The 22,629-nt window shown below is 66.9% G+C and carries 23 protein-coding genes and 1 pseudogene; 11 read left to right on the top strand and 13 right to left on the bottom strand.

The window, feature by feature from the left end:
* Positions 1 to 177: 177 nt before the first annotated feature.
* From MXC11_RS11265 to MXC11_RS11255, 3 genes are read left to right on the top strand one after another with little or no spacing between them, the layout of a single operon-like run.
* Positions 178 to 420, top strand: a complete 243-nt coding sequence (locus MXC11_RS11265; RefSeq protein ID WP_250010283.1) for a hypothetical protein — start codon at positions 178 to 180, stop codon at positions 418 to 420.
* Positions 417 to 818: a hypothetical protein gene (locus MXC11_RS11260; RefSeq protein WP_250010282.1), complete on the top strand. Its 402-nt coding sequence runs from the start codon at positions 417 to 419 to the stop codon at positions 816 to 818. The genes MXC11_RS11265 and MXC11_RS11260 overlap by 4 nt, the downstream gene beginning before the upstream one ends.
* Positions 819 to 820: 2 nt before the next feature.
* Positions 821 to 1,225, top strand: coding sequence for a hypothetical protein (locus MXC11_RS11255; protein ID WP_250010281.1), 405 nt, complete (start codon positions 821 to 823; stop codon positions 1,223 to 1,225).
* A gap of 113 nt (positions 1,226 to 1,338) precedes the next feature.
* Here MXC11_RS11255 and trpA read toward each other — a convergent pair whose 3' ends face one another.
* Positions 1,339 to 2,148 (bottom strand): tryptophan synthase subunit alpha, encoded by an 810-nt coding sequence (trpA, locus tag MXC11_RS11250; RefSeq protein ID WP_250010280.1) that lies wholly within the window; start codon positions 2,146 to 2,148, stop codon positions 1,339 to 1,341.
* Positions 2,148 to 3,362: a tryptophan synthase subunit beta gene (trpB, locus tag MXC11_RS11245; protein WP_250010279.1), complete on the bottom strand. Its 1,215-nt coding sequence runs from the start codon at positions 3,360 to 3,362 to the stop codon at positions 2,148 to 2,150. Before trpB ends, trpA begins: the two co-directional genes overlap by 1 nt.
* A 157-nt stretch (positions 3,363 to 3,519) precedes the next feature.
* On the opposite strand from trpB, the gene MXC11_RS11240 reads away from it, so the two are divergent.
* Positions 3,520 to 4,422, top strand: a complete 903-nt coding sequence (locus MXC11_RS11240) for a LysR family transcriptional regulator (RefSeq protein ID WP_250010278.1) — start codon at positions 3,520 to 3,522, stop codon at positions 4,420 to 4,422.
* Between the two features lie 36 nt (positions 4,423 to 4,458).
* On the opposite strand, the gene MXC11_RS11235 is transcribed toward MXC11_RS11240, so the two are convergent.
* The 3 genes from MXC11_RS11235 to MXC11_RS11225 form a co-directional block, all read right to left on the bottom strand.
* Positions 4,459 to 4,869, bottom strand: coding sequence for a PA0061/PA0062 family lipoprotein (locus tag MXC11_RS11235; protein ID WP_250010277.1), 411 nt, complete (start codon positions 4,867 to 4,869; stop codon positions 4,459 to 4,461).
* Positions 4,870 to 4,897: 28 nt separating this feature from the next.
* The gene (locus MXC11_RS11230) at positions 4,898 to 5,923 is read right to left on the bottom strand and encodes an asparaginase (protein WP_250010276.1); all 1,026 of its coding nucleotides are present in this window, start codon (positions 5,921 to 5,923) and stop codon (positions 4,898 to 4,900) included.
* A gap of 154 nt (positions 5,924 to 6,077) precedes the next feature.
* Positions 6,078 to 7,496 (bottom strand): alanine/glycine:cation symporter family protein, encoded by a 1,419-nt coding sequence (locus tag MXC11_RS11225; protein WP_250010275.1) that lies wholly within the window; start codon positions 7,494 to 7,496, stop codon positions 6,078 to 6,080.
* A 208-nt stretch (positions 7,497 to 7,704) separates the two neighbouring features.
* Between MXC11_RS11225 and MXC11_RS11220 the strand changes: the two genes are divergently transcribed.
* Positions 7,705 to 8,514: a helix-turn-helix domain-containing protein gene (locus MXC11_RS11220; protein WP_250010274.1), complete on the top strand. Its 810-nt coding sequence runs from the start codon at positions 7,705 to 7,707 to the stop codon at positions 8,512 to 8,514.
* Positions 8,515 to 8,538: 24 nt separating this feature from the next.
* On the opposite strand, the gene MXC11_RS11215 is transcribed toward MXC11_RS11220, so the two are convergent.
* On the bottom strand, positions 8,539 to 9,963 hold the full coding sequence (locus MXC11_RS11215; protein WP_250010273.1) for an aspartate ammonia-lyase: 1,425 nt from the start codon (positions 9,961 to 9,963) through the stop codon (positions 8,539 to 8,541).
* Positions 9,964 to 10,192: 229 nt separating this feature from the next.
* Between MXC11_RS11215 and purE the strand changes: the two genes are divergently transcribed.
* From purE to MXC11_RS11200, 3 genes and pseudogenes are all read left to right on the top strand, one after another.
* Positions 10,193 to 10,684, top strand: coding sequence for a 5-(carboxyamino)imidazole ribonucleotide mutase (gene purE, locus MXC11_RS11210; protein WP_250010272.1), 492 nt, complete (start codon positions 10,193 to 10,195; stop codon positions 10,682 to 10,684).
* A gap of 11 nt (positions 10,685 to 10,695) precedes the next feature.
* Complete coding sequence (locus MXC11_RS11205) at positions 10,696 to 11,778, top strand: 5-(carboxyamino)imidazole ribonucleotide synthase (RefSeq protein ID WP_250010271.1); 1,083 nt, start codon at positions 10,696 to 10,698, stop codon at positions 11,776 to 11,778.
* Between the two features lie 58 nt (positions 11,779 to 11,836).
* Positions 11,837 to 12,364: pseudogene (locus tag MXC11_RS11200) on the top strand (DUF3299 domain-containing protein); the annotation flags it as partial.
* A gap of 96 nt (positions 12,365 to 12,460) precedes the next feature.
* Here the strand turns inward: MXC11_RS11200 and MXC11_RS11195 are convergent.
* From MXC11_RS11195 to MXC11_RS11170, 6 genes are all read right to left on the bottom strand, one after another.
* Complete coding sequence (locus MXC11_RS11195; RefSeq protein WP_250010270.1) at positions 12,461 to 12,865, bottom strand: SMI1/KNR4 family protein; 405 nt, start codon at positions 12,863 to 12,865, stop codon at positions 12,461 to 12,463.
* 155 nt (positions 12,866 to 13,020) lie between these two features.
* Positions 13,021 to 13,929 carry a Tim44 domain-containing protein gene (locus MXC11_RS11190; RefSeq protein WP_250010269.1) on the bottom strand — a complete coding sequence of 303 codons (909 nt, stop codon included), beginning with the start codon at positions 13,927 to 13,929 and terminating at the stop codon, positions 13,021 to 13,023.
* A 121-nt stretch (positions 13,930 to 14,050) separates the two neighbouring features.
* A complete protein-coding gene (locus tag MXC11_RS11185) occupies positions 14,051 to 15,151 on the bottom strand; it encodes a TRAP transporter substrate-binding protein (protein ID WP_250010268.1) in 1,101 nt (366 codons plus the stop codon).
* Positions 15,152 to 15,198: 47 nt separating this feature from the next.
* Positions 15,199 to 17,388, bottom strand: coding sequence for a DNA helicase II (uvrD, locus tag MXC11_RS11180; protein ID WP_250010267.1), 2,190 nt, complete (start codon positions 17,386 to 17,388; stop codon positions 15,199 to 15,201).
* 54 nt (positions 17,389 to 17,442) lie between these two features.
* The gene (gene trhP, locus MXC11_RS11175) at positions 17,443 to 18,816 is read right to left on the bottom strand and encodes a prephenate-dependent tRNA uridine(34) hydroxylase TrhP (RefSeq protein WP_250010266.1); all 1,374 of its coding nucleotides are present in this window, start codon (positions 18,814 to 18,816) and stop codon (positions 17,443 to 17,445) included.
* Positions 18,817 to 18,899: 83 nt separating this feature from the next.
* A complete protein-coding gene (locus MXC11_RS11170) occupies positions 18,900 to 19,496 on the bottom strand; it encodes a hypothetical protein (protein ID WP_250010265.1) in 597 nt (198 codons plus the stop codon).
* A gap of 194 nt (positions 19,497 to 19,690) precedes the next feature.
* Between MXC11_RS11170 and MXC11_RS11165 the strand changes: the two genes are divergently transcribed.
* The gene (locus MXC11_RS11165) at positions 19,691 to 20,500 is read left to right on the top strand and encodes an endonuclease (RefSeq protein WP_250010264.1); all 810 of its coding nucleotides are present in this window, start codon (positions 19,691 to 19,693) and stop codon (positions 20,498 to 20,500) included.
* Between the two features lie 28 nt (positions 20,501 to 20,528).
* Positions 20,529 to 21,074 (top strand): lipocalin family protein, encoded by a 546-nt coding sequence (locus tag MXC11_RS11160; protein WP_250010263.1) that lies wholly within the window; start codon positions 20,529 to 20,531, stop codon positions 21,072 to 21,074.
* Between the two features lie 51 nt (positions 21,075 to 21,125).
* On the opposite strand, the gene MXC11_RS11155 is transcribed toward MXC11_RS11160, so the two are convergent.
* Positions 21,126 to 21,341 (bottom strand): YdcH family protein, encoded by a 216-nt coding sequence (locus tag MXC11_RS11155; RefSeq protein WP_250010262.1) that lies wholly within the window; start codon positions 21,339 to 21,341, stop codon positions 21,126 to 21,128.
* A 270-nt stretch (positions 21,342 to 21,611) separates the two neighbouring features.
* Between MXC11_RS11155 and MXC11_RS11150 the strand changes: the two genes are divergently transcribed.
* On the top strand, positions 21,612 to 22,514 hold the full coding sequence (locus MXC11_RS11150; RefSeq protein ID WP_250010261.1) for an alpha/beta hydrolase: 903 nt from the start codon (positions 21,612 to 21,614) through the stop codon (positions 22,512 to 22,514).
* Positions 22,515 to 22,629: the final 115 nt, after the last annotated feature.

Here is a 22,629-nt window from a genome sequence, read left to right as displayed (position 1 = left end):
CGTGGAACTGCAAGCCAGCGACAACAATGTAAAACACTCGCCCCATCATCGGCAGATGGGGTTCATGGATCGGTTACGATTAGCCGGAATGAAGCGTAGGGTGGACAATTCGCGCAGCGATTGTCCGCCTCTGCCGAGGCGGATCGGTGGACAAGGCTGCGCCGTTGTCCACTCTACTTGCTGCGCGTTGCGGAGCAGCACAAGATCACGCTTATCGGCCACGATCCGGCGGGAACCGAACATGGCAGTAATGACAACCTGGAAACCCTGCTGCGCTCGGCCATCGACCGCCTGCAGGACGCCCACAACCCCGCGTTGTCCTTCGCCAGCCGCTTCCTGATGGCTCCCACGCTCCTGCGTGGGCAAGATCAGAATTGCCGATTTTTTATTGAAATACGGAAACACCGAGGGTTTAAATGAAAAAAATTGAAGTAATATTTAATGCCGTTAAATCTCTTGGACTTAACCCAAGGCTTGATGCTGACGGAGACATCGAGTTTAAAAACGAATTCGGAACATTTTATATATATCTTGATGAGAAAGACGGATTCTTTAGCTTGGTTTACCCATCTTTTTATGAGGCTGATAGTCTAGCAAAGAAAAATGAGGCCCTTCTTGCATGCAATGAGGCAAATGAAAAGATAAAAGCGGTAAAGCTTTACATTTATAAGGACAATGTTTTTGCCTCGGTTGAGACTTTTTATTTCGGGGATCAAGGAATTGAAAGCTTAATAGATAAGTCTCTAAAGGCAATCCATGTCGCATTGAAACTGTTCTCTGAGAATATAAGTACGCTTGGCAATGCTCCGGAGAAATAGTCATGTCCGATGCACCAAAGGAAAAGGCTAGCGGTAGTGCCATTGGTGGTGGTGTTACCGGAGCAGGGAGCGGGACATTGGTTGTCATTATTGCTAATGGTCTACCCCAAGACTCTCCATACAAGGCAGTATTGCTACACTCTGCCCCAACGGTCTCGGTAATTATAGGGGCAGTCACCACTTATTTAATAAGCCGGTTAAAGCAATACCTTGCGAGAAAGGAGCTAGAGGACGCTTTCAGCGACGCAAAGAATCATATGGTTGAGATGTTGAAGAACCCAGAAACATCTGACGGCCATAAAAATAACATACGACAAAAACTGGAACAGCTTGAGTCTGTTACTGTGGAATCAAAATTGTCCGCAGTGAAAAAATTTACGGAGGGCAGCAAGGCTACAAACTATTGACTCAAGCTTAGGAAGAGCTTTCTTTGCAGGGTATGGGTTGTGGCATCTGCAATGTCTAGGAGACAGCCGCTGCTTAAAAAGCAGCGGCTTTTTATCCAAGAGATTAAGCAAATTTAATTACGTGCGTTGCGCACCCCCTCCGCCAACTCCCGGCACAGCCCCAGCACGCCTTCAACTGCCTCGGCCGGCGACCCCGCCCTGGCAATCCTGTCAATCAACGCCGACCCCACCACCGCGCCATCCGCCCGCTTGGCCACTTCCGCAGCGTGTTCCGGGGTGCGGATGCCAAAGCCGATGCACAGCGGCAGGTCGGTGTGGCGGCGCAGGCGGGTCACGGCCTGTTCCACATGCTCCATGGTCGCCGCGCCGGCACCGGTCACGCCGGCCACGGAGACGTAGTAGACGAAGCCGGAGCTGCCGTTGAGTACGGTAGGCAGGCGGGTGTCGTCGGTGGTCGGGGTGGTCAGGCGGATGAAGTCGATGCCGGCGGCCTGGGCCGGGTCGCACAGCTCGTCGTTATGCTCCGGCGGCAGGTCGACGACGATCAGGCCATCGACGCCGGCGGCTTTTGCATCGGCAATGAAGCGCTCCACACCGTAAATGTAGATGGGGTTGTAGTAGCCCATCAGCACCAGCGGGGTGTCCTGCTCTGTGGCGCGAAATTCGCGAACCATCTGCAGGGTTTTATCCATGTTCTGGCCGTTGCCGAGCGCGCGGATATTGGCCAGCTGGATCGCCGGGCCATCGGCCATCGGGTCGGTGAACGGCATGCCCAGCTCGATCACGTCGGCACCAGCGCCCGGCAGGCCCTTGAGGATCTGCAGCGAGGTGGCGTAGTCCGGATCACCGGCGGTGACGAAGGTGACCAGCGCGGCGCGGTTCTGTTCTTTCAGCGCGGCAAAGCGGCGTTGCAGACGGCTCATCAGTGTTTCTCCAGTTTTTCCTGCATGTGATGCATCACGGTCTGCATGTCCTTGTCGCCACGCCCGGACAGGTTGATCACCATCAGGTGATCCTTGGGCAGATTCGGGGCGCGCTTGAACGCTTCGGCCAGGGCGTGAGCGGTCTCCAGCGCCGGGATGATGCCCTCCAGGCGGCAGCAGGTGTGGAAGGCTTCCAGCGCCTCATGGTCGGTGATCGGCACGTACTCGACGCGCCCGACATCGTGCAGCCAGGCATGCTCAGGGCCGACGCCCGGGTAGTCGAGGCCGGCGGAGACCGAGTGGGCATCGGTGATCTGCCCGTCGGCATCCTGCAGCAGGAAGGTGCGGTTGCCGTGCAGCACGCCGGGGGTGCCGCCCGCCATGCTCGAAGCATGCTTGCCGGTATCGACGCCGTGGCCGGCCGCTTCGACGCCGACGATGCCAACGCTCGAATCATCGAGGAACTCGTGGAACAGGCCGATGGCGTTCGAGCCGCCGCCGATGCAGGCAACCAGTGAGTCGGGCAAGCGGCCTTCCTTCTCCAGCATCTGCGCGCGGGTCTCGCGGCCGATCACTGCCTGGAAGTCGCGGACCATCGCAGGGTAAGGGTGGGGGCCGGCAGCGGTGCCGATCAGGTAGAAGGTGGTATCGACGTTGGTCACCCAGTCGCGCAGCGCCTCGTTCATCGCGTCCTTGAGGGTGCCGGTGCCGGCGGTGACCGGGACGATCTTGGCGCCCAGCAGGCGCATGCGGAAGACGTTGGCCTGCTGGCGGTCGATGTCGGTGGTGCCCATGTACACCACGCACTCCATGCCAAAGCGCGCGGCCACGGTGGCGCTGGCCACGCCGTGCATGCCGGCGCCGGTCTCGGCGATGATGCGCTTCTTGCCCATGCGCTTGGCCAGCAGGATCTGGCCGATGCAGTTGTTGATCTTGTGCGCGCCGGTGTGGTTCAGCTCCTCGCGCTTGAAGAAGATCTTCGCCCCGCCAAAGTGCTCGGTCAGGCGCTCGGCGAAATACAGCGGGCTCGGGCGGCCGATGAAGTCGCGCTGGAAGTAGGCCAGCTCTTCAAGGAAGGCCGGATCGTTCTTGGCCGCTTCGTACTCGGCGGCCAGGTCGTTGATCAGCGGCATCAGGGTTTCGGCGACGAACTGGCCACCGAAGCGGCCGAACATGCCGCGCGGATCGGGGCCGTGGGCGTAGGTCTGGGTCATGGCGATTCTCCGGCGTTGACGGCGGCAGGGCCGGTGGGGTGGCGGGCGCGTTCATGCAGAGCGCTCGCCGGTGGCGCTGCCAGTCCCTGCAATCTACCCAATGGCCGGTGGCAGTGAAAGCGATAAGATCGCCACAACCCGTCAGGAAATCTCACCTATGACCTCGCCCCGCGAACTACCGCCACTCAATGCCCTACGTGCTTTTGAGGCCACCGCCCGCTTGGGCGGGGTGGGCCGCGCTGCCGAGGCGCTGCACGTGACCCACGGCGCGGTGAGCCGTCAGCTGCGGGTACTTGAGGAGGAGCTGGGCGTGGTGCTGCTGCGCAAGGAGGGGCGCGGCGTGAAACTCACCGATGCTGGTGAGCGCCTGCAGCGCGCCAGTACGCGGGCTTTTGATGAACTGCGCCGCGTCTGCGCCGAGCTGCGCGCGGGAGCCGGGCAGCGGCCGTTCGTGCTCGGCTGCCCCGGCAGCCTGCTGGCGCGCTGGCTGATCCCGCGGCTGGATCGTCTGCAGCGCGAGCTGCCGCAGCTGCAGCTGCAGTTCTCGGCCAGCGAGGGCGAGCTGGACCCGCGCCAGCCCGGGCTGGATGCCACGCTGTGCTTTGCCACGCCGCCATGGCCTTCGGACCTGCAGGTGTTTGCCCTCGCTGGAGAGCGCATCGGCCCGGTGCTCTCGGCGCGGCATCCGCGGCACGCCCTGCTTGCAGCCGCCACGCCCGCGCAGCTGCTGGACGAGCCGCTGCTGCACACCACCTCGCGCCCGCAGGCCTGGCCGCAGTGGGCAGAGGCTCAGGGGCTGGACCCGGCGCGCCTGCAGCGCGGGCAGGGCTTCGAGCACCTGTATTACCTGCTGGAAGCCGCGGTGGCCGGGCTGGGGGTGGCGATCGCCCCGGAGCTGCTGGTTGCGGACGATCTGGCCGCCGGCCGCCTGCAGGCGGCCTGGGGATTTGTCGCCACACCGGCGCAGCTGGCGCTGTGGGTGCCGCGTCAGGAGGCTGATCCGCGCGCCGCGGCGCTGGCGGCCTGGCTGCGCGCCGAGCTGGCGCGCCCGGCCGGGTAGTTGGCCGGGCCGTCAGCCGGGGTCAGCAGGGCGGCGCTACTGGGCCATGCACTGCCCGGTTTTTCCGTCAGCCAGGCGCTGGCCGTGGGCGTCTTCCAGCCAGCTTTCCGGTTCGAGCAGGCGATGGCGGGCGACGATCCGGTAACGCACCCCGGCGGCAAACGCCGGGTAGTCGATGCGCAGGTAGCAGAACATCACCTGCGGTTCGCGGTTCAGCGGGCCGATCGGCTCCTCGAAGCGGTAGGTGAGGTGCAGGCGATGGGCGCCGGGGCTGAGCTGAAAATAGCGGCCATCGGCCGTGCGCTGGCCATCGACCCGATCGGCCATCAGCAGCTCGCCGGCGGTGCGCTGAAAATCAACCCATGCCTGTTGCGGATCGGCCTCAGGCAGGGGGCTGGCGCAGGCGCTGAGCAGACTGGCGATCAGCGGAACGAGCAGGACGCGCATGGTGACTCTCCGGCGATGGGGCTGGCATTCAGCATAGCGCGCCGGCCTCGCCCTCTGCAGCGGGGGCTGAGCGCTCGCCACACAGATCGATGCCAAACCAGTGCTCGACCTCAGCCTGGGTCAAGCCGGCGCCGCACAGGGCGAACAGCTTGGCCAGCGCTGCCTCGCGGGTCATGCCGCCGCCTGAGACCAGCCCGCAGGCCGCCAGCTGGTGCCCGGCGGCATATACGCCAAATTCGACATGCCCCTCGGCGCACTGGCTGATCGCCGCCAGCACCACGCCGCGCTGGTGGGCTTCGCGCAGTACCTCAAGCAGCGCAGCATCCTCGGCCGGGCCGGTGCCGCTGCCGTAGCACTCCAGCAGCAGCGCCTCGATGCCGCTGTCGAGCAGGGCGCGCAGATGGCTGGCCTGCAGGCCGGGGAACACCGGCAGCACGGCCACCGCGACCGGACGGCGCGGCTGGCGCCAGTCCAGCGCGGCCGGCAGCCCAGCCGCTGCCGCGCCGTGACGCGGGCGGGCGGCTTCGGCGAAGGCATCGAATGCCTCGCTGCGGATCTTGCTGGCGCGCGCGCCGTGCAGCAGGCGACCGTGGAAATACAGATGCACGCCCGGCGCGAGCCCCGCGGCCAGCGCGGCGAAGGCCCCGGACAGGTTGTCCGCGGCGTCGCTGCCTGCCGCGCCGGCCGGCAGCATCGAGCCGGTGAGCAGCACCGGCACGCCAAGGCCGAGCAGCAGGAAGGACAGCGCCGCCGCGCTGTAGGCCAGGGTGTCGGTGCCGTGCAGCAGCAGCACGGCGTCGCAGCCGTCCTCCGTCACCGCGGCGACGATGGCGTCGCGCATCGCCAGCCAGTGACCCTGGTGCATGTTGGCGCTGTCGATCGGCGGCGACAGCTCGCGGTAGTACCAGCGCGGCACACACTGCCCGGGGCGGGCGGCCTGCTCGGCGCGCAGCCGCGCCTCAAAGCCTGCGGCCGGCACCAGGCCGTCCGCGCTGGCCTGCATGCCGATAGTGCCGCCGGTATACAGCACCAGCAGCTTGTGGGGGGCGTTCATCGCATCAGCTCCCGGAGAATCAAGGGAAGGAATGCCCGGCATTGTGGCAGTTCGCGCGCGGCGCGGCAGTCAGCCATTGGCCCTGCGCGGGGCCGGGAGGGCAGGGTGGCGCGGGAGGGAAACGGCCGGCAGCGCGGGGCTGCCGGCCGCTGTCTCAGGGGCGGGGGGCGCTCGCCGGAGCAGCGCCGGCCTGCGGCCAGGCGGCCGGATCGAGGTCGAGGTCGGCGAACTGCTGGCGGTCGAGTACCGGCTGTTCGATCCCGGCGGCAACCTGCGCGTCGTAGTCGCGCATCAGGCGCAGCCCGGTCCTGTACAGCAGGGCGATGGCGATCAGGTTGACCAGCGCCAGCAGGCCCATGGTCACGTCCGCGAAGGCGAACACGGTGGACAGGTCCTGTACCGAGCCCCACAGCACCAGGATGATCACCAGGGCGCGGTAGGCCTTGACCAACGCCGGCTTCTGGCTGAAGAAGCCCAGCGCGTTCTCGCCGAGGTAGTAGTTGTAGACCAGGGTGGTGAAGACGAACAGCAGCAGGGCCAGGCTGATGAAGATCCTTCCCCATTCGCCGACGATGGCTGCCAGTGCCGTCTGGGTCATCACCACGCCGGCCATCTCGGTGCCGGGCTGGTAGACCCCGGAGAGCAGGATGATCAGCGCGGTGCTGGTGCAGATCAGCAGGGTGTCGATGAACACGCTGAGGGACTGCACGATGCCCTGCGAGGCCGGGTGCGGCACGTCGGCCACCGCGGCGACGTTCGGCGCGCTGCCCAGGCCCGCTTCGTTGGAGAACAGGCCGCGCTTGACGCCCATGACGATGGCCGCGCCGACGCTGCCGGCGAAGGCTTCCTCAAGGCCGAAGGCGCTCTTGACGATCAGCGCCAGGGTGGCCGGCACCTCGCCAAGGTGGGTGGCGATCACGAACAGCGCCATGGCGATGTAGGAAATCGCCATGACCGGCACCAGCACGTCGGCCATGCTGGCGATGCGCCTGATGCCGCCGAAGATGATCGCCGCCATCACCAGCGCCAGCACCACGCCGGTGGCCAGGGTCGGCACGCCGAAGGCATCGTGCATCGAGCTGGCCAGGGTGAAGGACTGCAGGGCGTTGAAGCCGAAGCCGAAGGTCACCAGCAGCAGCACCGAGAACAGCACCGCCATCCAGCGCTGGCCGAGGCCGTGCTGGATGTAGTACGCCGGGCCGCCGCGGAAGGTGCCGTCGGCGTTGCGGCGCTTGTACAGCTGGGCCAGCGAGCATTCGAAGTAGCTGGTGGCCATGCCGAGCAGCGCCACCACCCACATCCAGAACACCGCACCGGGGCCGCCGAGCATGATGGCCACCGCCACCCCGGCGATGTTGCCGGCACCGACCCGCCCGGCCACCGAGAGCATCAGCGCCTGGAAGGAACTGAGCTGGCCTTCCTTGCGCACGCTGGCGCTGGCGAAGATGCGGAACATGTCGCCGAAGTAGCGCAGCTGCACCAGTGACGAACGCAGGGTGAAGAACAGGCCGAGACCGACCAGGGCGACGACGAGGACCTTGCTCCACAGCAGGTCATTGAGGAAATCGAGCATAGGGGTGTGCCTCTCTTGTTGTTCTGGCTCCGGCGCGGGCCGCTGGTTGCGCCCCGCGTGGAGCCGTGTCGGAGGGTGGAATGCCCGGCCCCCCGGCCCAGGGGTGAAATGGTTGGGCAAAGGCGGGCTGGCGGGCAATTTCGCAGCTGGCGGCGAACTGGCGCGAGCTGATGCTATATTGCGTCATCCGCATCACGGGAGCAGCGCCATGTCCGAAGCCTTCGGCCACAACCTCAAGCTGCTCTGCAGCCATTACCGCTCGATTGCCGAGGTCTGCCGCAAGCTCGGCCTCAACCGTGCCCAGTTCAACCGCTATCTCGCCGGGCAGAGCCGGCCGACCGCCTACAACCTCAAGCGTATCTGCGACTTCTTCGGTGTCGAGGAACACGAACTGGTTCTGCCGCCCGACCAGTTCGCCCGCCTGCTCGGCGCGCGCGGCGACCAGACGGCGGCGCGTCCGCAGGACCCGCTGCTGGAGCTGCTGCAGCCGCTGCGCGGGCACGCCAGCAGCCTGAGCCGCTACTGCGGCTACTACTTCGAATACGCCAACTGCATGTCAGTGCCGGGGCAGGTACTGCTGTCGCTGGTGCATCTGCGCGAGGAGCGCGGCGACTTCCTGTTCGAGCGTCAGGAGCGCCAGGGCCGCGCCCGCGAGGGCGAGGCCGAGGACTGGGTGCGCTGCCGCTATCTGGGCGCGGCGTTCTACCTGCAGGACCGGCTGTTCCTCATCGACTATGAGTCGCTGACCGGCAACGAGATGAGCCAGACCATCCTGATCCCCAGCTTCAAGAGCCGCATCACCCGCCTCAACGGCCTGAAGACCGGCGTGTCCAGCGGCGACCGGCGCACTCCGGCCTGTACCCGGGTGGTCTGGGACTACCTGGGGCCGGAGATCAACCGCATTGCCGCCTACCGCCAGGTGATGCTCTACGCCCCGGACGACCCGCGCATCGACGCCGACATCCGCGCGCGCCTCGGTGGCGCGCACCTGCGCGACGGGCTGTTCGAAATCGAGTGAAGGCCCGCCGCGCAGTGGCAGGGATCAGCCCTTCAGCGGTACCAGCCGCGGGGCGATCATGTGCTCGGGGCGCAGGATGTCGGCGAGCATGTCCTCGTCGAGCAGCTGCTCCTCGCGCACCAGCTCCAGCACGCCGCGGCCGCTGTCCAGCGCGCGCTTGGCGATGCGCGTGGCGTTCTCGTAGCCGATGTAGGGATTGAGCGCGGTGACCAGGCCGATGCTGTGCTCGACCAGCTGCTGACAGTGCGCGGCATTGGCGGTGATGCCCACCACGCAGTGCTCGCGCAGCATATCCATCGCCCGCTGTAGCAGGCGCATCGAGTCGAACATCTTGTAGGCGATCAATGGCTCCATGACGTTGAGCTGCAGCTGGCCGGCCTCGGCGGCCATGGTCACCGCCAGGTCGTTGCCGACCACCTCGAAGGCCACCTGATTGACCGCCTCGGGGATCACCGGGTTGACCTTGCCGGGCATGATCGAGCTGCCCGGCTGGCGCGGCGGCAGGTTGATTTCGTTGATCCCGGTGCGCGGGCCGCTGGAGAGCAGGCGCAGGTCGTTGCAGATCTTCGACAGCTTGACCGCGCTGCGCTTGAGCATCCCCGAAAGCAGCACGAAGGCGCCCATGTCGTAGGTGGCCTCGATCAGGTCGGCCGCCGGTACCAGCGGCTGGCCGCTAATTGCCACCAAGTGCTCGACCGCCAGCTTCTGGTAACGCGAATCGGCATTGATCCCGGTGCCGATCGCGGTGCCGCCGAGGTTGACCTCGGTGAGCAGCTCCGGCACCAGTCGTCGCAGGCGTTCGAGATCCTCGCCGAGGGTGGTGGCGAAGGCGCGGAATTCCTGGCCGAGGGTCATCGGCACCGCGTCCTGCAGCTGGGTGCGGCCCATCTTGAGCACGCCGGCAAATTCCTCGCCCTTGGCGGCGAAGGCCTGAATCAGATTGCCGAGGCTGGCCAGCAGGGCGTCGTGGGCGAGCAGCAGGCCGAGGCGAATCGCGGTCGGGTAGGCGTCGTTGGTCGATTGCGCCATGTTCACGTCGTTGTTGGGGTGCAGCGCCTGGTAGTCGCCCTTCGGCCGGCCCATGGCTTCCAGGCCCAGGTTGGCGATCACCTCGTTGGCGTTCATGTTGGTCGAGGTGCCGGCGCCGCCCTGGATCACATCCACCACGAACTGCTCGTGGTGCTCGCCGCGGATCAGCCGCGCGCAGGCCTGGCTGATCGCCGCGTGCTTGACGCTGTCCAGATGGCCGAGCTGGTGGTTGGCATCGGCGGCGGCCTGCTTGACCATCGCCAGCGCGATCACCAGCTTCGGGTAGTGGGCGAGCGGCACGCCGGAGAGGCGAAAGTTCTGGGTCGCGCGCAGGGTCTGGATGCCGTAGTAGGCATCAAACGGGACATCGAGGCTGCCAAGCAGGTCTTTTTCCGTGCGGGTCGCAGTGAGGCGGGACATGGGCTGGGGCTTCCGAAGAACGGCCGGGGCCGCGAAGCCTCAAGCGTAGAAGGTTTGCCGCACCGAGGCGAAGGGTCAGCGGGTGCTGATCCGTCATCCGCATCCGGGTATACTCCACGCCCGCGCAGCCCACGGCTGCGACGCTCACCCCATTCCCGAGCCACGCCTTTTGCGTGGCTTTTGATTTCAAGGCTGCGCCCGGGAGGGCGCCCCACCGCGAGGCACGACGATGAGCGCACTGGTAGGCGTGATCATGGGCTCCAAATCCGACTGGAGCACCCTCAGCCACACCGTCGATACGCTGGAAAAGCTCGGCATCCCCCATGAGGTCAAGGTGGTTTCCGCCCACCGCACCCCGGATCTGCTGTTCCAGTATGCCGAGCAGGCCGAGGAGCGCGGTCTTGAGGTGATCATCGCCGGTGCCGGTGGCGCGGCGCACCTGCCGGGCATGTGCGCGGCCAAGACCCACCTGCCGGTGCTCGGCGTGCCGGTGCAGTCGTCGATGCTCTCCGGGGTCGATTCGCTGCTCTCCATCGTGCAGATGCCCGGCGGCATTCCGGTTGCCACCCTGGCGATCGGCAAGGCCGGGGCGATCAATGCCGCGCTGCTGGCCGCCAGCATCCTCGGCGGCAAGCACCCCGAGTTCCACGAAGCGCTCAAGGCCTTCCGTACCCAGCAGACCGAATCGGTGCTGGAAAACCCGGACCCCCGCGAAATCTGAGGCGCACCTCCATGAAGATCGGCGTGATCGGTGGCGGCCAGCTCGGCCGCATGCTGGCCCTGGCGGGCACTCCGCTGGGCATGAACTTTGCCTTCCTCGACCCGGCTCCGGATGCCTGCGCCCAAGCGCTCGGCGAGCACATCCGCGCCGATTACGGCGATCAGGATCACCTGCGCCAGCTGGCCGACGAGGTGGATCTGGTGACCTTCGAGTTCGAGAGCGTGCCGGCCGAGACCGTGGCCTTCCTCTCGCAGTTCGTGCCGGTCTACCCGTCCGCCGAGGCGCTGCGCATCGCCCGTGATCGCTGGTTCGAGAAGTCGCTGTTCCGCGAGCTGGGCATTCCCACCCCGGAATTTGCCGATGTGCTCAATCAGGCCGAGCTGGACGCGGCGGTGGCGGCCATCGGCCTGCCGGCGGTGCTCAAGACCCGCACCCTGGGCTATGACGGCAAGGGCCAGAAGGTTCTGCGTCAGCCTGAAGATGTCGCCGGCGCCTTTGCCGAGCTGGGCAGCGTGCCGTGCATCCTTGAGGGCTTTGTGCCGTTTAGCGGCGAAGTGTCGCTGGTGGCGGTGCGTGCTCGCGATGGCGAGACGCGCTTCTACCCGCTGGTGCACAACACCCATGTCGGCGGCATCCTGGAGCTGTCGGTGGCCAGCAGCGACCATCCGCTGCAGGCGCTGGCCGAGGACTACGTCGGCCGGGTGCTGGAGCGTCTGGATTACGTCGGTGTGCTGGCATTCGAGTTCTTCGAGGTCGAGGGTGGCCTCAAAGCCAACGAGATCGCCCCACGGGTACACAACTCCGGGCACTGGACCATCGAGGGCGCCGAGTGCAGCCAGTTCGAGAACCACCTGCGTGCGGTAGCCGGTCTGCCGCTCGGCTCGACCGCCAAGGTCGGCGAGAGCGCGATGCTCAACTTCATCGGCCGCGTACCGGCGGTGGAGCAGGTGGTAGCGATCGACGACTGCCACCTGCACCACTACGGCAAGGCCTTCAAGGCCGGGCGCAAGGTCGGTCACGCCACCCTGCGCAGTCAGGATCGCGCCACCCTTGAGGCGCGCATCGCTGAGGTCAAGGCGCTGATCGCGGGCTGATCGGCCCGGCGGCGCCGCGGGCCGGCGCCGTTTTCCCCGTCCTGCTGGAGTGCATGCCGTGCGCCGCCTGCTGCCTGTGCTGTTGCTGATCCCCCTGCTGGCCCGCGCCGAACTGCCGGAAGTGGACTGGCTGGAACTGATGCCGCCGGAGGATCTGGCCGCGCTGGAGGCGATGCCGGAAATCGGCCACGAGGGCACCGAGGCGGACAGCCCGTTCTACGGCACCGGTGGCCTCAAGCAGCAGCAGGGATTGCCCGAGGTGATGTACTCGACCCGCACCGTCCCGGCCCTGAATGGCCGCCAGATGCGTCTGGGCGGCTATCCGGTGCCGCTGGAGAGCGATGCCCGCGGGCGTTTTCACACCTTCTTCCTGGTGCCCTATCCCGGCGCCTGCATCCATGTGCCGCCGCCGCCGCCCAACCAGATCGTGCTGGTGCGCTATCCGGCTGGCATTGCGCTGGAGGATATCTACGCACCGCTATGGATCGACGGCACGCTGAAGGTCGAGTCGGTCAGCAATGATCTGGCCGACGCCGCCTATGCCTTCGAGGCCCAAAGCGTGCGCCCGGTCGAGGAGGAGGATCTGCTGCAGGACATGCCAGGCAGCAACGAGCCATCCGATGCGGCGGAGGCGGACTGGGAGTGGGCCGAAGACGCGGTGCCTGAGGAGAACTGAGCCAGCTCAGGACGCCAGCCAGACATCCTCGACCCAGCTCCACAGCGAATCCCAGGTGTTGTCCTCGTCCAGCTCGCCATCTTCCCAGAGCAGCACCTCGCCATCCTCGGCCACGCAGTAATAGCGCCCGCCATCGGCGCAGACCGGCACCAGATAGCGCGGCATGCCGTCATCCCAGGCGCGGGACGCCACCTCCGGCAGGTAGGTGTGGGACTGCGGATCGCAGACCGTCACCGGCTCCAGATGGCCATACACCACATCACTGGCCTTGAGCAGGTACTCGCGCAGCTCGAAGGGCAGGTGGATCAGCAGCTGCTCCTGAATCTCCACCAGCAGGTCCTCATCCGGCAGCTCCAGCGGCACCGGCACCGGTTCGTTGAGTTCACGCAGGCGCTCGATCACATCTTCCACGGCGGTATTCCTCTTGGCAGGGGGCAGGCTTTATAGACCACTCGGCCGAGGCTGGCGAGTGCCTGCGGTGTCGGGGCGCGCACGGCAGGCGGCGCCCAAACGAAGAAACCCGGGGCAAGCCCCGGGTTTCTGCACTACTCAGCGCATCCCGCCGATCAGCCGTTCTGGCGGATCCCGGCGACCAGCCACGGCTGGCTCTCGCCCTCGGCGCGCTCCAGACGCCAGCTCTCGCTGAACGCCTCGCCCTGCTCGAAGCGCGAGGTCTTGGCCACGCCCTCGAAGGTCAGGGTGGCCACGGTGGTGCCGGCCTGCTGCTCGACGCCTTCCAGGAACACCTGCAGGTTGTCGATGTAGGTGGACTGCAAGCCCTCGCCGAGGTTGGCGCGCTCCTGCTTGAGGAAGTCCAAAAGCTCCGGGGTGACGAACTCGGCGATCTTGTCCATCTCGCCGGCATCCCAGTGCTGCTGCAGGCTCATGAAGTGCTCACGACCGGCAGCGATGAAGCGCTCGGCATTGAACCAGGCCGGAGCGTTGAGCGGCGCGCTGGCCGGTGCCGCGTTCTGGTCGAAGATCGTGGTCGCTGCCGGGGTGTAGGCCGGCTGCGGCGCCTGATAGGCCTGGGTCTGCAGCGGCGCCTGCGGCGGCACGCCCGCACCGGCACCGGCGTAGGCCGGGGTGGCGGCCTGGGCCTGCAGCTTGCGACGGGCCAGCGCGCGCAGCGCCAGGAAGGCCAGCAGGACCAGACCACCGACCATCAGGAAGTCGAAGATCTGCAGACCCTCAAAACCATCGCCCATGAACATCGAGGCCAGCAGGCCACCGGCGGCAATGCCGGCCAGCGGGCCGAGCCAGCGCGAGGCGCCGCTGGCCGGTCTGGCAGCGGCGGCCGCACCCGCAGCTGCCGGGGTAGCCGCCGGCGCGCTGGGCACGGCCTGGCGCGGCTGGGTCTGGTGCGCAGGCGCTGCGCCAAAGGATTTGCCGCCGCCCATGCGCTTGGCATGGGCCTCGACGGCCACGGTCAGGCTCAGGCACAAGGCCAGAGCAAAGCTCAGGAAGCGTTGCATACGTCAGGTCACCCTCGTGTGGGAACAGGCACAGCGGTCATTGTGCCCGGCCGCCTACGGGCGACCAGCCACGGATTGTTTCCGGCTGTTGCGCGGCACGCGGCCGCGCTTGCCGGTGGTTTCAGCGCCAGTTGTGCAGTTCTTTCTCGGAGATGTTCTGCATCAGGGTGGACTCCTCGCGGAAGGCCTTCATCGAGGCCCAGATGCGCCCGTTCAGCTCGCTCTGGCTGGCCAGCTGCTCCAGCACCTGCTCGGACTCATGGCGCATGGCCGCCAGCACGGTATCGGGGAAGCGCTTGAGCTCGGTGCCCTGACGGGTCAGCTCGGCCAGCGCCTTGGCGTTGTGGTAGATGTAATCGTTGATCAGCACCTGCGTGGCGCCGCGCGCGGCTTCCTCGACGATTGCCTTGAGGTCATCCGGCAGGGTGGCCCAGGCCTTCTGGTTGACCAGCAGCTCGATGGCCGCCTGCGGCTCCTGCCAGCTCGGGTAGTAGTAGTACTTGGCAGCCTTGTGGATGCCAAAGGCCAGGTCGTTGTAGGGGCTGACCCAGTCGGTGGCGTCGATGGCGCCGGTCTGCATCGCGGTGAACACCTCGCCGCCCGGCATGTTGACGGTGGTGGCGCCCAGACGGTTGAGCACCTCGCCACCCAGACCCGGCATGCGGATCTTCAGGCCCTTGAGGTCTTCCAGGCTGTTGATTTCCTTGTTGAACCAGCCGCCCATCTGCATGGTGGTGTTGCCGACGTGGATCGGCTTGATGCCGAACGGCGCGTAGGCCTCTTCCCACAGCGCCATGCCACCGCCGTTATGCAGCCAGGCGTTCATCTCCAGGGTCGACAGCCCGAACGGCACGGCCGTGAAGAACTGCGAGGCGCTGGTCTTGCCCTTCCAGTAGTAGGAGGCGCTGTGGCCCAGCTCGGCGGTGCCCTGGGAGACGGCGTCGAACACCTCCAGCGGCGGCACCAGCTCGCCACCGGCATAGACCTTGATGGTCAGGCGCCCGCCGCTCATCGTGGTGACCCGCTCGGCAAAGCGCTCGGCGCCGGTACCCAGTGCCGGGTAGTTCTTCGGCCAGGAGGTGACCATCTTCCAGGTGATGTTTTCCACGGCCGGGGCCGCGGCGCTGGCGGCGGCCTGCGGGGCCGCGTCTTCCTTGCAGCCGGTCAGGCCAAGGGTTGCCAGCAGCGCAACGCCGGCTCCGAACAGTTGACGACGATTCATCGCTTTCCCTCTTGTTTGAATAAGGCGGCACAGCCGCTGTGATCGGGTTACAGCCCTTCGAGCTTGGCGTAGGAGAGCATCAGCCATTTGCTGCCCTCCTGATCGAAATTGACCTGCACGCGGGCGCTGGCGCCGCTGCCCTCATAGTTGAGGATCACCCCCTCGCCGAACAGTGCATGGCGCACCCGCTGGCCAAGGGTGAACAGGGTATCCGGAACCCCGCTGCCGGCAAAGCCGGCGGCCGGGCCGTGGGCCGTGCTCAGTGGCCGGCTGACGCTGTTGCCCAGGCGCACCTCGCGGATCAGCCCCGGCGGAATCTCCCGCACAAAGCGCGAGACCTTGTTGTAGGTCTCGCTGCCGTACAGGCGGCGGGTCTCGGCATAGGTCAGCACCAGGCGCTGCATGGCGCGGGTCAGGCCGACATAGGCCAGTCGCCGCTCCTCCTCCAGTCTTCCGGGCTCCTCAAGGCTCATCTTGTGGGGGAACAGTCCCTCCTCGACCCCGGCGAGAAACACCAGCGGGAACTCCAGCCCCTTGGCGCTGTGCAGGGTCATCAGCTGCACGCTGTCCTCGCCGGCCTCGGCCTGGGTGTCGCCGGCCTCAAGGGCGGCGTGGTCGATGAAGGCTGCCAGCGCCGAGGCCTCGGTGTCCTCATGCTCGAAGGAGCGGGCCGCACTGACCAGCTCCTCCAGGTTGTCCACCCGGGTCTGGCCCTTCTCGCCCTTTTCCGCCAGATGGAAGGGGATCAGCCCGGCCTGCTCGATCACCGTCTGGGTCAGCAGGTGCAGCGGCATCTGCTCGGTGCGCAGGGCCAGGTTGTCGATCAGCTCGACAAAGGCGTTCAGTGCGCCGGCGGCGCGCCCCGGCACGCGCCGCTCGCCGACCACCTGATGCAGCGCCTGCCACAGCGACAGCTGGCGCTCGCGGGCCAGCTCGCGCAGCGCCTCGACCGTCTTCTCGCCGATGCCGCGCGGCGGCAGGTTGATCACCCGCTCCAGCGCCGCGTCGTCATCGCGCAGGCGCAGCAGCCGCAGGTAGGCCATGGCGTTCTTGATCTCCGCCCGCTCGAAGAAGCGCTGCCCGCCGTAGATGCGATAGGGCACGCGCGCGCGCAGCAGTGCCTCCTCCAGCACCCGCGACTGGGCGTTGGAGCGGTAGAGGATGGCAATGTCGCTGCGCGCCAGCGCACCGCCGCGTACCGCCTCCTGGATGCGCTCGACGATGTAGCGTGCCTCGTCGTGCTCGTTGAAGGCCGCGTACAGGGTCAGCGGCTCGCCGTCCTGGCCCTCGGTCCACAGCTCCTTGCCCAGACGCCCCTGGTTATGGGCGATCAGCGCGTTGGCGGCCTTGAGGATGCTCGCCGTGGAGCGGTAATTCTGCTCGAGGCGAATGGTCTGGGCATCGCTGAAGTCCTGCTCGAACTGCTGGATATTCTCGATGCGCGCGCCGCGCCAGCCGTAGATCGACTGATCGTCATCACCGACCACCATCAGGCTGGTACCGGGGCTGCCGCTCGGCGCGGCCAGATGGCGCAGCCAGGCGTACTGCACGGCGTTGGTGTCCTGGAACTCATCGACCAGCAGGTGGCGGAAGCGCTGGCGGTAATGGGCCAGCAGGCCCGGATTATCGCGCCACAGCTCCAGCGAGCGCAGCAGCAGCTCGGCAAAGTCCACCGCGCCGGCACGCCGGCAGGCCGCCTCGTAGCCGCTGTAGATCTGCAGCTGGGTGGCGAGGAACAGATCCCCGGCCGGCTGAATGTGCTGCGGGCGGATGCCCTCATCCTTCTGCGCGTTGATGAACCACTGCGCCTGACGGGGCGGCCAGCGCTGCTCGTCCAGCCCCAGCTCGCGGATCACCCGCTTGATCAGCCGCTGCTGATCGTCGCTGTCGAGGATCTGGAAGTTCTCCGCGAGGCCGGCCTCCTGCCAGTGGGCGCGCAGCAGGCGGTGAGCGAGGCCGTGGAAGGTGCCGACCCACATGCCGGCCGGGTTCTGGCCCAGCAGCTGCTCGATGCGCGCGCGCATCTCCGCCGCCGACTTGTTGGTGAAGGTCACCGCGAGGATGCCGTGGGGGCTGGCGCCCTCGACCTCGATCAGCCAGGCGATGCGGTGCACCAGCACGCGGGTCTTGCCGGAGCCGGCACCGGCCAGCACCAGCTGACGGCCCAGCGGGGCGGCTACCGCCTGACGCTGGGCATCGTTGAGGGACCCGATGAGGGCAGAAAGGTCTTCGCGCATGGCCGGCATGTCCAGACAGAGGGGAAAGAAAGGCGGGCGAGGGCGCCCGCCGGTTCAGCCGCGGGTGCTGGCACCCTGCAGGTCGCGCATCAGTAGCGCATAGTCCAGCTCGACGCCGTCCGGCACCGGCAGGTAGACGGTGTGGCCGTTGCCCGGCGCCACCTCGCAGGCCGCGCCCTTCTTGTCGACGAGCTGCGTGAGGGTGAAGTTGAGGTTGCCCTGCGGGGTCATCAGCTCCAGACGATCGCCGAGCTGGAAGCGGTTCTTCACCGCCACCTCGGCCAGCCCGTCACGGCGCACGCCGGTGAACTCACCGACGAACTGCTGGCGCTCGGACAGCGAGTAGCCGTGCTGGTAGTTCTGGTATTCGTCGTGGACGTGGCGGCGCAGGAAGCCTTCGGTGTAGCCGCGGTGGGCCAGCGATTCGAGGGTATCCATCAGCGACATGTCGAACGGCCGCCCGGCCACCGCGTCGTCGATCGCCTTGCGGTACACCTGGGCGGTGCGCGCCACATAGTAGTGGCTCTTGGTACGTCCCTCGATCTTCAGCGAATGCACGCCCATCTTCGTCAGACGCTCGACATGCTGTACCGCACGCAGGTCCTTGGAGTTCATGATGTAGGTGCCGTGCTCGTCCTCGAAGGCCTCCATGTACTCGCCGGGGCGGTTGCTTTCCTCGAGCAGCATCACCTGGTCGGTCGGCGCGCCGGCACCGAGGGTCGGCTCGGCGGCCTGCGGGTCAATCTGCACCACCGGGATCGGTTCGTGGACGTGGACGATGTTGCCCAGCTCGTCCTCCTTGCCCTCGTGGACCTTGTACTCCCAGCGGCAGGCATTGGTGCAGGTGCCCTGGTTGGGATCGCGGTGGTTGAGGTAGCCCGACAGCAGGCAGCGCCCGGAGTAGGCCATGCACAGCGCGCCATGCACGAACACCTCCAGCTCGATGCCCGGCACCTGCTCGCGGATCTCGCCGATCTCCTCCAGCGACAGCTCGCGCGACAGAATGATGCGGCTCACGCCAATGCGCCGCCAGAACTCCACCGCCGCCCAGTTCACCGCATTGGCCTGTACCGAGAGGTGGATGACCTGCTGCGGGAAGTGGTCGCGGACCAGCATGATCAGCCCCGGGTCGGACATGATCAGCGCATCCGGTCCCATCGCCACCACGGGTTCGAGATCCTTGAGGAAGGTCTTGAGCTTGGCGTTGTGCGGGGCGATGTTGACCACCACGTAGAACTTCTTGCCCTGCGCGTGGGCCTCGTCGATGCCGAGCTTGAGGGTCGCGTGGTCGAACTCGTTGTTGCGCACCCGCAGGCTGTAGCGCGGCTGCCCGGCGTACACCGCGTCGGCGCCATAGGCGAAGGCGTAGCGCATGCTTTTCAGCGTGCCGGCGGGGGAGAGCAGTTCGGGGCGGAAGGCAGTGGTCATGGCGCAGCGACTCGCAGGAACCTGAAACAGCCGCTGATTCTACCGGAAGCCTCACCGCTCCCGCAGAGCGCCGTGCGCGCGCCTCAGGGCTGCGGCGGGGCCGGCCCGTTCAGCGGCTGGGTCTCGCGGGTGGTGTGCAGGTGCAGGGTGACCGGCAGACGGCTGAGCCGGCGCATCAGGCGCAGCTCGCGGTGCAGCGGCCACCAGTCGTAGAGAAACATCTCCAGCGGGCGCCACAGCGCCACCCAGCCGAGCACCAGCAGTCCCTCGGCGGCGGTCTGCGCCACCACATGCTCGGAGGGGGCCAGCAGATTGAGCACCAGCATGCACGAGGCCATGAAGCTCAGACCAAGCAGGGTCGAGCGCCAGGCGGCTTGCAGGTGAGCGCGCAGGCGCAACTGGGCGGCATCCGCCGACCAGGCAAAGTAGTGACGAATGATGCGCTCGATCCGCTCGCCGCTGGCCGCGTTCACATCGCTGGCCGGCAGCCACAAGGCCAGCGCCCAGGGCTCGTCGGCGGGCAGCTCGCGGGCGGCGGCGACGATATAGCGCTCGGCATCCGGGTCAAGATCACGGTGCGGCAGAGGCGAGGGGTCCATGCTGTTGACCAGTTGCTGCAGCCGGTCGAGGCGCAGGTCGATCTGCCAGACCCCTTCCTCCTGTCTATAGGGCAGCTGCATGGGCCGCTCCTTTATAGGAGAACAAGGGGGGGCGCAGTGTAGAGGCAGACACCCCGCGCCGTCAGCGCTGCTGTGCGTCAGGTGGCGGGCTCCGCAGGCCTGCACGCCGCTGTAACCGGCGCGGCAGAGCGGTCTTGCCTTGCCGGCAAGGCGCGCATAGAGTCCGCGCCTTGATCATTGTCGGACCCCACACCATGACCCATTCCGCGCTCAAGAAGCTGCTGGCCGCCACCGCGCTGGTGCTGGCCGGCCTGTTCGGCCTGCTCAATGGCGGCAGCATCCAGCCCCCGGAGAACTTCTCCGCCGCCAAGCAGATCGCCCGTGAGATCTATGCCGGCGAGCAGAGCACCTTCTACTGTGGCTGCCGCTATAACGGCAGCCAGGTGGATCTGGCCAGCTGCGGCTACCAGGTGCGCAAGAACGCCAACCGCGCCGCGCGCCTTGAGTGGGAGCACGTGGTGCCAGCCTGGGTGATCGGCCATCAGCGCCAGTGCTGGCAGCAGGGCGGGCGCGACAACTGCACCCGCAACGATCCGACCTTCGCCCGCGCCGAGGCCGACCTGCACAACCTGGTGCCGGCCATCGGTGAGGTCAACGGCGATCGCAGCAACTTCCCGCTGACCATGCTCGACGCCCGCCCCACCCAGTACGGCCAGTGCGCCATGGTGGTCGATTTCAAGACCCGCAAGGCCATGCCGCCGGAGCCGGCGCGCGGCCCGGCGGCGCGCATCTACCTGTACATGCACGAGCGCTACCAGCTGCGCCTCTCCAGTCAGGATCGCCAGCTGTATGAAGCCTGGCACCGCATGTACCCGCCGACCGCCGCCGAGCAGGCCCGCAACCAGCGCATTGCCTGCCAGATGGGCTGGGGCAATCCGTGGGTCGGCGAGGTGAACATGGCGCAGTGCGGGGCGTCCAACGTGCTGGGCGGCGTACTGAGCGGCGCTCAGGAACTGCTGCGCAGCGGCCCGCCCCGCGAGCTGGCTGGCCTGCTGGCCCGCTAATCAACCTGCATGACCCCGGAGAACGACGATGCGTAAACCGCTCCTGATCGCCGCCCTGGCCCTGTCGCTGGGCGCAGCGCTGCTGCCGGCTCAGGCCGAAACCCCGCCGCTTGAGGCGGTGGATCGCCTGGATCTGCCGCGCTACATGGGCACCTGGCACGAGATTGCCAGTTATCCGGCGTGGTTCCAGAAGCACTGCGTGGGTGCCAGCCGCGCGGATTACCACCTGCAGGCCGATGGCCGCGTGCAGGTGCTCAACCGCTGCCGGCAGGCTGACGGCAGCATGCGCCACGCAGTGGCCGAAGGCCGGCGGGTGGGCGCGGACGACTCGGCAACGCTCAAGGTGCGCTTCGCTCCGGCGTGGCTGTCGTTCATTCCGGCGGTGTGGGGCGATTACTGGGTGATCGATATCGACGAGGACTACCAGCTGGTCGCGGTCAGCGAGCCGCGCCGCGAGTACCTCTGGGTGCTGTCGCGTCAGCCGCAGGTCGATGAGGCCGCCTACGCCGCGCTGCTGGAGCGGCTGGCCGCCAAGGGCTTTGATCTGGAGCGTCTGCAGCGCAGCGCGCGCTAAATGAAAATGGGGGCGCCTGTGCGCCCCCATTTCATCGCCCTGAGTGCAGACTCAGGCGGCATTGCTCTTGAGGATTTCGTACAGCGCATCCTTGAGGCGCAGTTTCTCCTTCTTCAGATTCTCGATCTCGACCGGGGTGCCCGGCTCGATGTGGGCTTCCATGTTCTGGATGCGCTGATCGAGATCGTTGTGCTCATCGAACAGACGCGCAAAGTGGGCATCGCTGGTCTTCAGGCGGGAAATCAGGTCACGGTACTCGGGGAACATACAAACTCCTGAACGGGAAAGGGGTCGGGCGTCGCTCCGTGCGGTGCAGTGCGTGACGCCCCACTCACATCCTGCGCCTGCGCCGGCAAGGCGGCAAGCCCCACCAGTGCGGGAAACTCAGGATACCCAGCACGTGAGTATAGCTTAACGGCGGGGCTGCGGGGCGTGTTGATCTGGGTCAGCTCCCGCACGCGCGCTGGCGCGCCGATTGCTGCGCGCGGTGCGCTCGCCAATAATCGCGGCTTTACCGTGCCCTCAAGGAGGCTGCCCATGCCTACGCCGACTCCGCCGCCCCGTCGTCGCCTGCTGCGCTGGCTGGGGCTGGGTGCGCTCGGCAGCGCCACGGCCGGTCTGCTGCAGGCCTGCTCGCCGCTCGGGCTGATCAACGCGCTGGTGCCCTCCGGCAGTCACCAGCGGCGCCGTGACATTGCCTACGGCCCGCATCCACGCCAGCGCCTGGACCTTTACCAGCCGCTGGAGCCGCTGCCGGGGCGGCCGCTGGTGGTGTTCTTTTATGGCGGCAGCTGGAACAGCGGGCGCAAGGAGGATTACCTGTTCGCCGGCGAGGCGCTGGCGGCGCGGGGCGTCAGCGTGGCGATTGCCGACTACCGCCTGAACCCCGAGGTGACCTGGCCGGGGTTTCTTGAAGACTGCGCGCAGGCGGTGCACTGGGCGCACCAGCGCCGCGCTGAGCTGGGGGCCGAGGCGCTGTACCTGATGGGCCACAGCGCCGGCGCCTACAACGCGGCGATGCTGGCGCTGGACCCGCGCTGGCTGGCGCCCTTTGCGCTGACTCCGGACATCCTGCAAGGCTGGATCGGCCTGGCGGGGCCATATGATTTTCTGCCTATCGGCATCCCCGAGGTGCAGGCGGCCTTCAACTGGCCCGACACCCCCGCCGACAGCCAGCCGCTGTTCCACGCCCGCCACGGCGTGGCCGCCCCCGGCCAGCGCGTGCTGCTGCTGGCGGCGGAAAACGATCCGCTGGTCGATCCGCAGCGCAACACCCTGGGGCTGGCCGCCGCGCTGCGCGCGCAGGCGGTATTGGTGGAGACCCAGCTGTTCAGTCGGGTCAGCCACGCCACCCTGATCGGCGCCCTGGCGCAGCCGCTGCGGCCACTGGCGCCGGTGTTGCCGAGGGTGGTGGAATTTCTCGGGGAGGGGGTGGGCTGATGTGACTGGCTTCACTATTAATCCGGCAATAAGATAGGGCATAATCAGTATTTTCAAAATGACCAACGATGCACGCAGCCTCAGCCCCCTGGAACAGCGCGAAAAGCGCGCCACT

The sequence above is a fragment of the Pseudomonas eutrophicaquae genome, assembly GCF_023544715.1.
Lineage (GTDB): Bacteria > Pseudomonadota > Gammaproteobacteria > Pseudomonadales > Pseudomonadaceae > Geopseudomonas.
The sequence above is the reverse complement of the archived record's forward strand: the minus strand, read 5'-3'. Positions and strand labels throughout refer to the sequence as shown.